Origin of the sequence: Paenibacillus sp. FSL P2-0173 (assembly GCF_038008045.1) — a bacterium.
Classification (GTDB): Bacteria; Bacillota; Bacilli; order Paenibacillales; family Paenibacillaceae; genus Paenibacillus; species Paenibacillus polymyxa_B.
The window spans coordinates 1,295,705-1,309,992 of record NZ_JBBOYK010000002.1; the positions used below are offsets into that span (position 1 = coordinate 1,295,705).

The window sequence follows — 14,288 nt, forward strand, 5'->3', positions numbered from 1 at the left end:
ATAAAAGAAAACATTGGAGAGCAAGGAGCAGCCTAAGATGAACAAAAAGATTATCTTTTTAGATATAGATGGAACGCTAGTGGATGATGATGGTATGATTCCCGAATCTGCAAAAACAGCATGTATCGAAGCGAGAAAGAACGGACATCTGATTTATTTATGCACTGGCCGATCCAAAGCGGAGATTTATGATTTTATCATGGAGGTCGGTTTTGACGGGATCATCGGAGCTGGCGGGGGCTTTGTAGAAATCGAAGGCGAGATGTTATATCACCACAAAGTATCGGATGAAGATGTTAAACATATGGTCGATTACTTTGATGAACATGATTTGGACTTTTATTTGGAATCGAACGGGGGACTGTTTGCGAGTAAAAACTTTTTGCCCCATGTGGAACGGCTTATCTATGGTGATGTGGACAATGATCCCGTAGCCAGAGAAAAAAAAGAACAACGCCCGCATCCGTTTATCACTGGCCTAACTATAGGAGAGGACAACCTGTATCGTAGTGACGTGAACAAAGCATGCTTTTTGGAAAACAAAAATGTTCCTTTCGAACAGATCAAAAAGGAATTTGCAGGGAAATTTGAGGTTATTCAATGTACTGTATCTGCTTTCGGGCAAGACAGCGGCGAGCTAATGGTTCCCGGTATTCACAAAGCCGTAGCTATTGAAAAGCTTATTGAGCATTTGGGAAGATCCCAAGAAGACACCATTGCTATCGGAGACGGGATGAACGATGCTGAAATGATTGAATATTGTGCGCTAGGAATTGCCATGGGAAATGCCAAACCGGGCCTCAAAGCCATTGCAGATGACATTACGGATGCTGTCGATGAAGATGGACTGTTTCACAGCTTTAAAAAGCATGGTCTGATTTAGTGAGGTTATTTTTTTATACTTAAGCCCCTGCAGTAGTTTCTGGACTTAAAAATGTCCTAATTCTACTGGTAGGGGCCTATCTCCAATGCTATCTTTCCACGGAATTCACTTAGTACTTGCTCGGCTTCCATCTCCTCACTACTTGTAAGATGGGCAAACCATTCTTCAAATATCTGTTGTTGCTTACCCTTCAAGATTTCTACTTTGGTCATGTACCTTGATTAAAATATGGAATTCCTCCTCAATAACCGCGCTTATGCTGACGATAGCTGCGTGCGGTTGTTTTGTTGCTGTATAATGAGTGAGTCTGTAAATATTTACAAAGGAGCAAGACATGTCAAACCGTAAATGGACATTTATCCTTATCCCAGTCTTCCTGCTATTTGCCTGGCTGCTCTTCCAGTTCACTCTGTCTTCTTTTCAAATTCACCAATTTGCAGAGTTATTGAAGACGGTTTCTCCAAAAGACGGGGTTTCCGCTACAAAAGTCGTACTGATATCCCAGGAGTTGGATAATTATTACTGGCGGTCAATCGAACAAGGAGCCCGAAAAGAAGCGGAACAGTACGGTATGCGGCTCGATTATATCGGGCCGGACCGCATTAATCCGTCCGAGCAGGTCAAACTGCTGGATAAAGCGATCGCCAGTAAGGCGGATGCAATTCTGGTTCAAGGAATAAATGATCCAGAGTATCGCCGATTAATCGACAAAGCAGCCGGACTTGGCATCCCCGTCATCACGATCGATACGGATGAACCAGACTCCCGGAGACTAGCTTACGTGGGAACGGATAACGAAGGAGCAGGAAAACGGATGGGCGCGCTGTTAGCGAAAGCCTCTGGAGAGCGTGGCGACATTGGAGTTATGATCAGTAGCGAGCGCGTCGAGAATCAGCGACTCAGGCTTGCTGGATTTCGTTCCGTGATCGGTCGCTATCCCAAGCTCCGCATTGTGGAGATTCGCTCCTCAAATATTTCACGGCTTCAGGCAGCACAGCAAGCTCAGAACATGCTCACCCGGTATCCGCAGATCCGCTACATGGTCGGATTCAGTGCGCTGGACGGCCTTGGCATTCTGGAAGCCTCGGAGCGACGCGGAGCGCGGAATTTGCAGATTTTCGCTTTTGACGATATGGCCGAGACGTTGAAAGCCATCAGAGATTGCAAAATCGAACTGACCATTGTTCAACAGCCAGAGGAAATGGGGGCTAAGTCCATAAAATTACTGAATGATTATCTAAAGGGGAATCCCCCCCAGGAATTAACATACACCAGGATATATGAGATGCATGCGGACACTCCCGACAACATGACCGGAGATGACAGACGATGACGATCAGAACGAAGCTGCTTCTGTTCATCCCTCTTCTAGTTGTGTTCGCCAATATCATCGCTTATTTTGTATTCCAAAGCGGAAAGGTCGTACAACAGAGCTACGATGAAATGCTTGGCCGCATTCTTCTCATCGAGCAAACCTCCGAATCGGCGGAGAGCAACTTAAATCTCCTATATGCCTATCTGCTTAATCCAAGAGGCGATAAGGCTGTGCAGGGCCCGACAGAATACCAATTGATGCAGTTGAAAGGCAGAATTCAGGAAGTCTCCGACTCGACCGACCCTTCTTTCGCCGAGGAGGACTACGTGAATCTGTTGGCTACATTTCTTAAAGAGAAACAAGCCGCAGTTCTGGATGCAAAGGCACAAGATCCTCAATCGGCTTTTGAACATTATATTGAAGCGGAGAAAACCGTCAGCTATATTCATGAGGAGGGTCAGCAACTGATCGATGATGAACTGGCTTATTACCGGCCAATCATTGAGAACATCCGGAACAAGAATGAGCGAATGAACGGATGGGGAGTGGCGTTGTTCGGCATGAACGCGCTGATGGGGGTTTTGCTTGCAATCTGGGTCTCGCGCAGCATTACTGGCCCTGTCGGCAGACTTGTCGGACTGGCGAAGCGAATCGCCACAGGTGATCTGAATATCAAGCCCCAACCGCGACGGGATGACGAGCTAGGCGTACTGTCGGACGCCATTTCGCAAATGTCCGCCGATTTGAGTATCCTCATCGAGAAGGATAAACAGAGTCTGGAAATGCGGCGGCTTGTGAAGGAACTGGAGCTTCTGGCTCTGCAAAATCAAATTAACCCGCACTTTTTATTTAATACCTTAAATGTGCTCTCCAAGCTGGCGATTCTGGAAGGGGCGGAGAAAACCAGCGACCTGATCGTTTCGCTGTCCAATCTGCTACGGTACAGCCTGCAGAAGCTGGACAAACCCGTAACTCTCCAGGAGGAACTGGATCATATCCGCGAATACGTAACCATCCAGCAGGCGCGCTTCAGGGACAGAATTCGCTTTGATCTTCACTTTGACGCTTCCGTACTTCAGCAGCAAATTCCGGCCCTGACGATCCAGCCATTTATTGAAAACGCTTTTCTTCATGGTGTGGCAGATATGGAAGACGGAGCCATTATCATGTTAACGCTATCGAGAGCAAACGAAGATGTACAAATTGAAATTTCGGACAACGGAAAGGGCATGACGGAGGAAACCCGACTGTCCGTACTCCATCTTAAAGGCGAAGTCGAAAGCGGCAGTTCAACAGGACTTGGAATGCAAAATGTGTTTAGGCGGCTGCAGTTGTTCTACGGAAAGGAAGGAATGGTTGAAATCAATAGCAATATCGGACGAGGTACTACCATAACAATACGAATTCCAGTCAAGAAGGAGAGTGAGCAGACTGATGTATCGGTTGTTGATCGCGGATGACGAGGCTTTGGAGAGAGAAGGACTGGAATTGACAGTGGAACGGGCGATGCCGGGGATATTCCGGTTTATTCATGCCGGCAACGGCCGCATGGCGATTGAATGTGCGGAAGAGCACCGTCCCCATATTGCCATTCTGGATATCAATATGCCTGGAATTGACGGGCTTGCGGCGCTTCGTGAATTAAAGGAACGGCTTCCCGATACCCGATTCGTGCTCGTTACTGCCTATGATTATTTTGCCTATGCCCGGGAGGCGCTCTCTTTGGGTGTGAAAGAATATATTCTGAAGCCGGCGAAGCGAGAACTGATCATCGGTACACTGAAACGACTGATTGAAGAAATTGAGTGCGAGAAGCGGGCACGTACGGAAGAATTGGAGCTTAGGCACAAAATCTCACAGCTGATGCCGCTCGCAGAAAATGAGCTGGCTTTAATGCTTATGGTTGACCAGACCGTGGATTCGAGCGCTTCCCAGCTATCAGAATGGCTGGACTTTCCTCTTGATCAGGGAAGCGCCATCATTGCCGCCTTTGACGGATATACGGACGAGCAGGATAAAAAGAAAATTTACGATCATTTCCGAAGCTATGTAAAAACGCATGGCCCGAATGCCATTGTAAGCTCCTTGATCGACCATCATGTAGCCACTTTTTTACGAAAGCCACCTGTCACCGGCGAAAACGACTGGCGGCAGTTGGTGAATCACCTTGTTCAGCAGCTCTCCGAGCTTGCCCAGCAGCAACTTGGTATAAAGACGGCCATTGGAATCGGATCGCTGCATAGCGGCGAGGAAGGACTTCGCAAGTCCTATTTCGAAGCCGTTTTTGCCTCCACCCTACGCAAACGGGATGGAGGTTACTGCCACTTTGACGAACTGAAGTCATCAGAGGCTGGAAACGCTTCTTTGCTTGCCGTCAAAGCGGAGAATGGAATGCTTCAGCAGACGTACGTCATGTCAGCACTGCAACGGATACGCGAACAGCGAGAGGTTCAAACACTGACTATGCTGGGTAGGGCGAAAATGTATATCGAGGAACGGTTCAACGATGATCTTTCGCTGGAAGAAGTGGCTGATTTTGTCCATTTGAATCCTCACTACTTCAGCAAAATTTTCAAACAGGAATACGGAGAAACATTCATCGACTTCGTAACCCGGCTGCGGATTGATAAAGCCATCTCTCTGATTAAGGCCGGCAACCTTACTCTTAAGGAAATCAGCTTTGAAGTGGGTTATAAGGACCCGAACTATTTTAGCCGAGTCTTTAAGAAGATAACGGGTGTTCCTCCCACTGAGTTCAAAGGCCAAAAATAGTAGAGATTCATCCATGTCGACTATCGGCATGGATTTTTTTAAGCTCGAATGACAAGGTAATGCTAGGTTCAGCCCCTCCGTCTCCAATTCGGGAATCGAAGCCAAAATCGTGCAGGAAAAGGTCCGTTTAATGAAGACGATAACCGGCCTTTCTTTTATAAGCGCATGTTATACTTCTCCTCGAAGAACGGAATGAGGTTCCAGAGATCTGGAGGGGAGATGATCATATGGCAGTAATCATCAATAATGAAAGCGCTCAACAGAAAGCGCTGCAATCAGAAAAACCCAATATGCTTTTTGTGACGTTGGTATCCATCGTAGCTGCGCTCGGAGGTATCCTGTTCGGTTTTGATATCGCGGTTGTTTCGGGAGCCGTTGAATTCCTACAGCAGCGTTTTTCGCTGAGCGAATTTCAGGTTGGTTGGGCCGTGTCAAGTCTGATTGTCGGGAGTGTCACTGGAGCGGCTCTCTCCGGCTACATGAGTGAAAAGATCGGCAGGAAAAAGGTATTGCTGGCCGCCGGATTTTTATTCGTCGTCGGCTCGATCTGCTCTGCGCTTCAAGACACGTTCACCGGGTATGTTATCTTTCGCATGATCGGCGGCATTGGCATAGGAATCACTTCCACCGTTTGTCCGGTGTACAACGCGGAGATCGCTCCCGCCAAATACCGAGGTCGTTTGGTTGCTTTAAATCAGTTGGCGATCGTAACAGGGATTTTCCTGGTTTATTTTCAGAATTCGTGGATCGTCAGCATGGGAGATGAAGCCTGGGGTGTCTCAACAGCCTGGCGCTGGATGTTCGGAGTGGGAGCCGTTCCGGGACTGATCTTTATGCTCTTGATGCTCTTCATACCCGAAAGCCCGAGATGGCTTATTAAACAGAATCGGCCTTATGAAGCGCTGCCGATTTTGCTGAAAATTCACGGTGAAGAAGCCGCTAAGCAGGAAGTGCTTGATATCAAGGAATCATTCAAAAATGAGAACAACTCATTGAAACAATTGTTCGCTCCTGGTATTCGGGTCGCTCTCTTTATCGGTGTTATGCTCGCCATTATGCAGCATATTACCGGCATCAATGCCATTTTGTATTACGCGCCGGTTATCTTTAAAGGAATGGGACTCGGTACGGACGCTTCTTTGACCCAGACCATTTGGATCGGGTTGATCAATGTGTTGTTCACCATCGTATCCGTATGGCTGATCGACAAAGCGGGACGAAAAGTCCTGCTGATAATTGGCACCTCGTTGATGACCCTCTGTTTGGTCATTATTGGAGCCGCATTCAAAATGGGTTTGACCACCGGACCGCTTGTGCTCATCATGATATTGATCTACGTGGCCTCCTATGCTATATCGCTTGGGCCGATCGTATGGGTTATGATCTCGGAGATCTTTCCGAACCGCATTCGCGGCAAAGCGGTCGCCATCGCTTCGATGGCATTGTGGGCCGGCGATTATCTGGTATCGCAAGCATTCCCTCCTCTGCTGAGTTCAGCCGGTCCGTCCAACACCTTCTGGTTATTCGGAGCCATCTCGTTGTTCGTCGTGGTCTTTATATGGCGCAAGGTTCCCGAAACCAAGGGGAGATCACTTGAACAGATGGAAAATATGTGGCTTGGGAAATGACCCAACTTTAGCTCTCAAGAAGCCCGGACACATGTTATAATGCTTCAAAACACACGTCCTCTGAGTCATACCGACCTAAATCGGCAATGGTTCAGAGGCTTCTTATTATCAGCTCCCATCCTCCTCCGCATAGTTCCTCACATTGCGCTCTACAGCAGAGCGGTATTCAACAGGCGTCTTGCCTGTGTGCTTTTTGAACAACATATGAAAATACTGCCTGCTGGCCACGCCTACATAATCGGCAATTTCTTGAATGGGAATGTCCGTTTGCTGAAGAAGCATACGGGCCTTGTCCATTCGCAGCATCGTTAAATACGCGGTAAGCGTTTGCCCAGTATGCTTTTTGAAAATACGGTGCAAATAACCTGGGTGTAGATTCACGGCTGCCGCCATGTCCTTAACCACAATATCTCGGTCATAGTTCAGATGGAGAAATTCAATGCATCGTTTGATGTACATATCCGTTTGCTGCGTGTTGCTGCGCTCTGCCTCTTCCCGTAGACGTGCAATTCGTACTAGCAATTGCATAAAAAGCATCTCTGCCATTGCACCCGGCTGTTCTTTTCGTTGGTCCAGCTCCAGCACGAGACTTTTCAGCGCATAATATACCTCTTCCGGGTCCGATAGTACCAGATACGGGAACGGACGTGACATGAGAGTCGTGACCTCCTGCTCCTCTGCTGCCATTTGTCGGATAGACGGCCCTACCCTCACTCCCTCCGTAAAACCAAACTCTACATTTAGCATCCGGCACGGTTGTTCTCCTTCCACCACTAGTCGATGAGGTACACCTGCGTCCAGCATAATAAACTCGCCTTTACGCAGCGTGATGCTTTCTTCCACATTCTCTCCCGTTTGTACATCTACCCTGCAAAAGCCGGAAATCATGTACATAATTTCGGTAGAATGATGATCGTGGTAAGACATGGTGTAGTCATGCCATTGCTTGTAATAGTAAGCAAAAAAACGGGGAATATAATCCCCGTCACGCAGCCGTGGCTCAAACAGACTTCCGTTCATCCCCGCACCTCCACAAAAATAGATAAGGCTAACACGACAACGTATCTGCAACCGCTCTATTTTCACAGTTTAACAGACTGAGTCCTGTACTTCTATTTCACTCCATCGGACGATCTGAAATCCTTTGGAATACGGCAGGCGACTCTTGCCTAAAAGGTTGGGGATTTATCACTTTTTGGACTTAAATACTGAATCAACATTCCCGCAAATCGGTTAGCAATTTCTATATCATCAAGTTCGTTATTCCAATCGTCCTTGGACGTCAGACTCATTTTCTGTAGTATACCCATCATAGACGTGAAGATAAAATGAGCGGTCTTCAAGGGTTCTGTGTCGGACTTTAATGATCCATCTTGGAATCCAACTTCCAGAGCATCCATCAGGAAATGTCGTTCCTTTTCCCGGCTAACAAAATTTTTGTACTGTTCTTTGAGTTCTTGATTTGAATCATAAGCTTCGTAATGCAGATCGAATAGAAGAATAAACTTGATGTATTCTGGATGTTGCCGAGCGTAATCAATCCATGCATCAAGCATCGAAGTAAGCATCTCCTTACCGCTCATTTCGGCTGAAGGTGCCCTTCTAACAAATTCGGTCATGCTCTCAAGGATTTCCATCTGAACCTCAAAGATCAGTTCGTTCATGGACTGAAAGTGCTTATAGAATGTGACCCGACTTACACCAGCCACGTTGCATACATCCTTAATATTAACTTTGAGAAAGCTTTGCTTCATAAAAAGTTCCTTGGCAGCCGCAATGAGTTCTTCCCGATTTTTGTTTTTCAAATTCTGGTGCCAGTTCTCAGTCATTAACAACCATCCGTTTCTCATTTTTCGATTTTTGTAAGGTTAAGAAAAGGGCAGATGCAAGGATAAGTGCACCAAAAATATAAGGAATATGAATGTGTTTGTCAAACAACAAACCCGCTAAAATGGGTCCCAATATATTGCCAAGGCTGGTATACGTCGTATTCAATCCGGCGGCATATCCTTGACGATCACCAGCTGAGTTCGCGATCATTGTACTTACGGTTGGCCTTAGGAAGGCATTAAAAGCAAAAAACAGCGCCGATACCGCCAGCAGATAACCTAAATTGATCTTAATTATCATTAACAGTAAAGCGATGGCTGTCATGATCAAAGAGAGACGTATAAGCTTCATCTCACCAAGTCTCTTGATGAGATAATCAAGTAGCCATATCTGTACTACGATGCCTATAATTGCACCAACCGTAATGATCATTGAGATTTTAGTGGCATCAAAACCATATTTTCGTTCCACAAAAAGAGCATACACCGTTTCATAATTCATCAAACCTAATGTCATGATCAGAATGAGGAGAAGATAACGAAAATAGGATGTCCGAAATGAATTTAGGATTTGGTTGCGAATTGGCTCCCGGCGGACCCATTGGATAGCGGGTTTTCGTTTTTCCTTGGGTAGTGTCTCTGGCATATACAAGCTAAGCAGCGTAGCTACAAGTCCAAGTCCACCAGCAAAAAAATAGGGCACCCTTATGCCAAACTCAGCGATCATACCGCCTAACCCCGGACCAAGCACCATACCCAAATTCATGGAGGCACCCAAGTATCCCATTCCTTTAGCTCGGGTTTCAGAAGTGGTAATATCAGCGACGTAGGCCATATTAGAAGGAACCATTAATCCAATACCTATCCCCCCGATAAATCGGGCAATATATAGAAGAGGCAATGTCGTAGAAACAGCAAACATAAGATCCGAGATGACGGTTAAAAACAGACCGGTGATGATCATGGATTTCCGACCCCATCTATCCGAAAGCTGCCCACCTAGGGGCGAAAAAATAAACTGTGCTGCTCCAAAAGCGGCAATAAGATACCCCGCAGCAGCTCCTGCCGCATTAAATTGTTTCAGATATTCAGGCAGAATGGGAATCACCATACCTTGACCCAATAAAGCAATAAACAAATTCAGCATCAGAATGAAAAGTGGAAATGTAGCAGACTTAGGTAAGCTGCTCATGTTTGTAACCCCCTTCAACCATTTACACTATGTAACCCTTTACTATGTGTAAACTATATTAGTTGAAATAGGGACCCTTGTAAATAAAATTACACACCTATTAAGCCAAGCTAATACCGGAAAGAGATCTTGTTATTCTTGAGTTACACATTAGGCTCCTGTTTTGCAAACTCTTGTAACATACCTCTTATTTGTTCTACCAATATAGCAGGTGCTTTCTTTGGTGAACCCGTGTCAAACGGAGGCTGAGGATCGTATTCCAAAATCAGCTGAACTCCTTTACTCATATCTTCTCCCAATTCCCATGCCAATAGCTGGAGTGCCATATCAATACCAGAGGAGACACCGGCTGCTGTAACGATTTTGCCCTGACGAACCACTCTCTCATCTGTTGGAATGGCTCCAAGAGATTGGAGCAGGTCTAAGGAACCCCAATGACTGGTGGCTACGGTTCCATTTAACAAGCCTGCGGCGCTCAAAATCAAAGAGCCGTTACAAACCGACGTGGTCCATTTCGTAGTTTCATGTATTTGGCGAATCCAATTTAACGTTTCTCCGTCATTCATTGGAGTTTTATAATTTGGCGGACTGCAACCTGGAACAACAAGAATATCAGCTGAACTAACTTCAGAAAAACTGTAATCGGCATGCAAATAACCCATATTTGAGTCCAGCTTGATTAATCCTTTTTTCTTAGCGACAAACTTCACTTCACATTTCAGTGTAGCAGCAAATACATCGTATGGACCCATTGCATCTAATGCCGTAATTCCATCGAAAAGCATGATTGCGATTTTCATGATGATCTCTCCTTTGAAGTGGGATTTTATTCTTGCACATCCATACTAACATACATATACGGGGTATGGGTATATTTAATGGTGTGAAAGCAGTATCTTCATTTCAAACGCCTCTTTAAGAGTACGTACCTGTAAAAAGGCATACTTAAAAAGGGCCACCCCCGAGGTAGTCCTTTTAAGTATGCCTGTAAATCTGTTAATCGCGAGCCGGCTTAGGAGCTTTGCTTACTCAATTGACCATAATATAAATTACTGTAAAAGCCTTTGTGAGCCAGCAGTTCATCATGAGAACCCTGCTCCTCCAAACGGCCATCCTTTAAGACCAGAATTCGATCAGCCTGACGAATGGTATTCAGCCGATGCGCGATGACGAAACTTGTTCGACCCTGCATAAGCCGCTCCAGTCCTTCTTGTATCTTCATCTCGGTAATGGTGTCGATGCTGCTTGTTGCCTCGTCGAGTACAAGGATGGAAGGGTTGGCCAAAATAGCACGGGCAATAGCCAACAGTTGTTTTTGCCCTTGACTGATGCCACTGCCGTTCGCTTCCAGCACCTTGTCGTATCCGTCCTTCATCCGCATGATAAAGGAATGGGCGTTGGCCAGTTTCGATGCTTGTTCAACCTCCTCATCGGTGGCGTCCAGTCTGCCGAAGCGGATATTTTCACGAATCGTCCCCTGAAACAGGAAGGAGTCCTGTAGCACAAATGCCATGCGGGAGCGCAAGCTTTCACGCTGTATGGTGGTGATATCGCGCCCGTCCACCGTAATCATTCCCTTGTCGGGGCTATAAAATCTGGAGAGGAGCTGGATCAGTGTCGTTTTTCCTGCCCCGGTCGGGCCGACTAGTGCGATCATTTCACCCGGTTTGGCTTCAAAAGAAATACCTTCCAGCGTAGCGCTTCCCTCATCATAACCGAAGGAAACATCCGTAAACCGCACCGCCCCCTCCACATGCTCTACCTCCACTGCGCCGCGTTCATCCTTGGACTCTTCATCTTCATCCAATATTTCAAATACACGCTCAGCTCCGGCAATGGCGGACAGCAGAGTGTTCCACTGGTTAGCCAAATCGTTCAGCGGTCTGGTGAACTGGCGGGCATATTCTACGAATACAATAATTGTACCTATAGTGATGGAGCCGCGAATGGCCAAAATCCCACCGATCCCCGCTACAATAGCAAAGCTGAGATTATTCAGTCCGTTCATCAGCTTCGGTATAAAGCCTGAAATCGTTTGTGCCCAGAAGCCCGATAGCCGAATACGGTCATTACGCTCGCCAAAACCACGGATGACTCTCTTTTCCTGCGAAAATGCTTTAATAATCTGCTGCCCAGACAGTGTTTCTTCGATGTATCCGTTCAGTTCGCCCAAATTCTTCTGGCGTTCCTTATATAAAGGCCCGGTGCGACGTGTAATCCAGCGCATCCCGGCAGCCATTAACGGCACCACGATAAAGGTCAGCAGGGTCATCAGCGGGCTTAACCACAGCATCACCGTGAGTGTACCGATTAGCGTCAATATACTCGAAAAAATCTGAATGGCGGAACTGTTAAGCGTAGAACTGACATTTTCAATATCATTGGTCAGACGGCTCATAATCTCTCCCTGCTGACGTTTGCCGTAGAAAGGAATCGGTAGTCGATGCAAATGTGAAAACAGATCGAAACGCATGCGGTACACCGTCTCTTGGGCAATCTCAATCATCCAGATATTTTGCAACCAGGAGGTCAGCGAGTTGAGCAGATATACAGCTCCTAATCCGATGAGAAAATAAATCCACGTGCGTCCACCCGGACCTTCGAGAAAATCATCCACCGCTACGCCGACCAGATATGGACCCAGCAGAGCCAGCCCGGAGCTGAGCAGTACCATGAACAGCACCAGCATCAGTTTGGCCTTACGGCGGGCCAGATAAGCCCATATCCGTCCTAACGTGCCAGACCAGTTCTTCGCTTTGGCCTTGCGGCGTCCTTCCGCTCCCACCGGATTTCGCAGCACACCGGACGGCGGTGTAGGCTGACGGAACGGTTCAATGAGTTCCTTGAACATGCGACTCCTCCTTTCCGTATTGTGATTCATAGATACGCCGATACAGATCCGAGCTATCCATGAGATGCTCATGACTTCCACTTGCCATCAGGCGACCCTCATCCAGCAGTAAAATCTGATCTGCTGAGGCCGTCGAGCTGATTTTTTGCGTAATGAGAAATGTCGTGCAGGACAGGCCATCGAGTGCATTCAGTAGTGCTGCTTCTGTCCCTACATCCAATGCACTTGTGCTGTCGTCCAAAATCAGCACTGTCGGCTGGCGCACCAGTGCGCGGGCAATCGAAAGCCGCTGTTTCTGTCCGCCAGACAGATTGACGCCACGCTGCCCGAGCATCGTGTCATAGCCTTGCGGCAAGCGTTCAATCATATTATGGATTTGCGCCATCCGTGCAGCTTCCTTAATTTGCTCCAGGCTGGCATTCTCCAGCCCCCAAGCAATATTATCCCGAATCGAGCCGGTGAATAGCAGTACCTCCTGAGGCACATAGCCAATAGCCTCTCGCAATATGGACGCATCCAGTTCACGAGCGTCCTTTCCGTCAAAGCGCACATAACCTTCATCTTCTTCATACAGACGTGTAATCAACTGAACAAGTGAGGATTTGCCCGAGCCAGTGGCCCCCATAATAGCTATCCGCTCGCCCGATTGCGCCTTAAAAGATATATCCTTTAGGACAGCCAGATCACTGCCCGGATAATGAAAGCTTACCCGGTCCATTTCCACCTGTCCCTCAATCTGTGTATGATGTGTTGAAACAGGCTCCAGCTCTTGCCCATCTTCATTAGATGTTTCCAATATCTCTCGAATCCGCCCCGTAGATGCAGTTGCCCGGGAAAATACAACAACGATACCTGATAAGGCAGACAGGGCTCCAATTGTCCGCAGTGAATAATTGACGACTGCGACCACCTGTCCTACACTGGCATCCCCAGTGGAAATTTGGCCGCGTCCGAACCAAAGTACTGCAATAATCCCTGCATTCATCGTAAACAAAATGAACGGCATCGTCGTTTCTGTCCAGCGTAGAGCGGACACCGTCCCTTTCATCAACTCGCCTCCGTAATGGGCAAAACGTTCGATTTCATGCCGCATCCGCACAAAAACCCGGATGAGACGGATACCTGTCAGATTCTCCTGAATCACTCCGTTAACGTCATCCAAGCGTCGCTGGACACCTTTAAACAAAGTGACCGTCCTCCGCATCATCACCAACACAAACACGAACAGCACTGGGGCCATAACCGCCAATAGCAGTCCAAGCCTGAAATGTACAACCAGTGCCATCACAATACTGCCGATGACTACAAGCGGAACCCGTGTCATAAAACGCAGGCTCATAAACACCGTATCCTGTACTTGCGTGACATCCCCGGTCAGGCGCGTAATCAGCGACGAAGTGGCAAAACGTTTAAACACAGGATACGAAAAGGATTGCACTTTACGGTACAGCTTTTCCCGCAAATCATAGCCGAAGCCCTGACTTGCATGTGAAGCAAAAAAAGAGCTGGATATCCCCGCCATAAAAGCGATAACGGCACTCCCCACCAATACACTGCCCCATAACCAGACGACGGACAAATCCTGCTGTCGGATGCCCTCATCAATGATTTTAGAGATCAAATATGGCTGTGATAGCTCTACCGTCAATTCCAGCAACATCATCACGAGCGCTGCGATGGCTGGAACCCGATATTTTTTTAGAAAAGAAAACATCATTCCCACAAGCATTCCTCCAATTGCCCATAGCCGTCCTTCCAGATCAGCGTGTAATGGTTATAAGATTCGAACCTGTCTGCTGTAAAACCATATATACGCAC

11 protein-coding genes are annotated in these 14,288 nt (G+C 47.2%); 5 read left to right on the forward strand and 6 right to left on the reverse strand.

The genetic code is table 11. The features are described from left to right. The first annotated feature begins 37 nt into the window (after positions 1 to 37). The 5 genes from MKX30_RS16100 (at position 38) to MKX30_RS16120 (ending at position 6,598) form a co-directional block, all read left to right on the forward strand. Positions 38 to 883, forward strand: coding sequence for a Cof-type HAD-IIB family hydrolase (locus tag MKX30_RS16100; RefSeq protein WP_023987289.1), 846 nt, complete (start codon positions 38 to 40; stop codon positions 881 to 883). A gap of 334 nt (positions 884 to 1,217) precedes the next feature. Continuing rightward, the gene (locus tag MKX30_RS16105; RefSeq protein WP_053324772.1) at positions 1,218 to 2,216 is read left to right on the forward strand and encodes a sugar-binding protein; all 999 of its coding nucleotides are present in this window, start codon (positions 1,218 to 1,220) and stop codon (positions 2,214 to 2,216) included. Next, on the forward strand, positions 2,213 to 3,658 hold the full coding sequence (locus MKX30_RS16110) for a sensor histidine kinase (protein WP_341062985.1): 1,446 nt from the start codon (positions 2,213 to 2,215) through the stop codon (positions 3,656 to 3,658). Before MKX30_RS16105 ends, MKX30_RS16110 begins: the two co-directional genes overlap by 4 nt. Next, a complete protein-coding gene (locus tag MKX30_RS16115; protein ID WP_341062986.1) occupies positions 3,633 to 4,970 on the forward strand; it encodes an AraC family transcriptional regulator in 1,338 nt (445 codons plus the stop codon). The genes MKX30_RS16110 and MKX30_RS16115 overlap by 26 nt, the downstream gene beginning before the upstream one ends. A gap of 227 nt (positions 4,971 to 5,197) precedes the next feature. After that, positions 5,198 to 6,598 carry a sugar porter family MFS transporter gene (locus MKX30_RS16120; protein ID WP_023987284.1) on the forward strand — a complete coding sequence of 467 codons (1,401 nt, stop codon included), beginning with the start codon at positions 5,198 to 5,200 and terminating at the stop codon, positions 6,596 to 6,598. Between the two features lie 108 nt (positions 6,599 to 6,706). Here the strand turns inward: MKX30_RS16120 and MKX30_RS16125 are convergent, their stop codons facing one another. The 6 genes from MKX30_RS16125 to MKX30_RS16150 form a co-directional block, all read right to left on the reverse strand. Beyond that, positions 6,707 to 7,618, reverse strand: coding sequence for an AraC family transcriptional regulator (locus tag MKX30_RS16125; protein WP_068938471.1), 912 nt, complete (start codon positions 7,616 to 7,618; stop codon positions 6,707 to 6,709). A 149-nt stretch (positions 7,619 to 7,767) separates the two neighbouring features. Then, positions 7,768 to 8,427, reverse strand: coding sequence for a TetR/AcrR family transcriptional regulator (locus MKX30_RS16130; protein ID WP_053324767.1), 660 nt, complete (start codon positions 8,425 to 8,427; stop codon positions 7,768 to 7,770). Then, positions 8,420 to 9,619: an MFS transporter gene (locus MKX30_RS16135; RefSeq protein WP_341062987.1), complete on the reverse strand. Its 1,200-nt coding sequence runs from the start codon at positions 9,617 to 9,619 to the stop codon at positions 8,420 to 8,422. Before MKX30_RS16135 ends, MKX30_RS16130 begins: the two co-directional genes overlap by 8 nt. Positions 9,620 to 9,762: 143 nt before the next feature. Continuing rightward, positions 9,763 to 10,419 (reverse strand): DJ-1/PfpI family protein, encoded by a 657-nt coding sequence (locus MKX30_RS16140; RefSeq protein ID WP_075153831.1) that lies wholly within the window; start codon positions 10,417 to 10,419, stop codon positions 9,763 to 9,765. Positions 10,420 to 10,631: 212 nt separating this feature from the next. Further along, positions 10,632 to 12,470 carry an ABC transporter ATP-binding protein gene (locus tag MKX30_RS16145; RefSeq protein ID WP_341062988.1) on the reverse strand — a complete coding sequence of 613 codons (1,839 nt, stop codon included), beginning with the start codon at positions 12,468 to 12,470 and terminating at the stop codon, positions 10,632 to 10,634. Then, entirely contained in the window at positions 12,451 to 14,187 is a 1,737-nt protein-coding gene (locus tag MKX30_RS16150) for an ABC transporter ATP-binding protein (protein WP_080751604.1), read from the reverse strand. The genes MKX30_RS16145 and MKX30_RS16150 overlap by 20 nt, the downstream gene beginning before the upstream one ends. Positions 14,188 to 14,288: the final 101 nt, after the last annotated feature.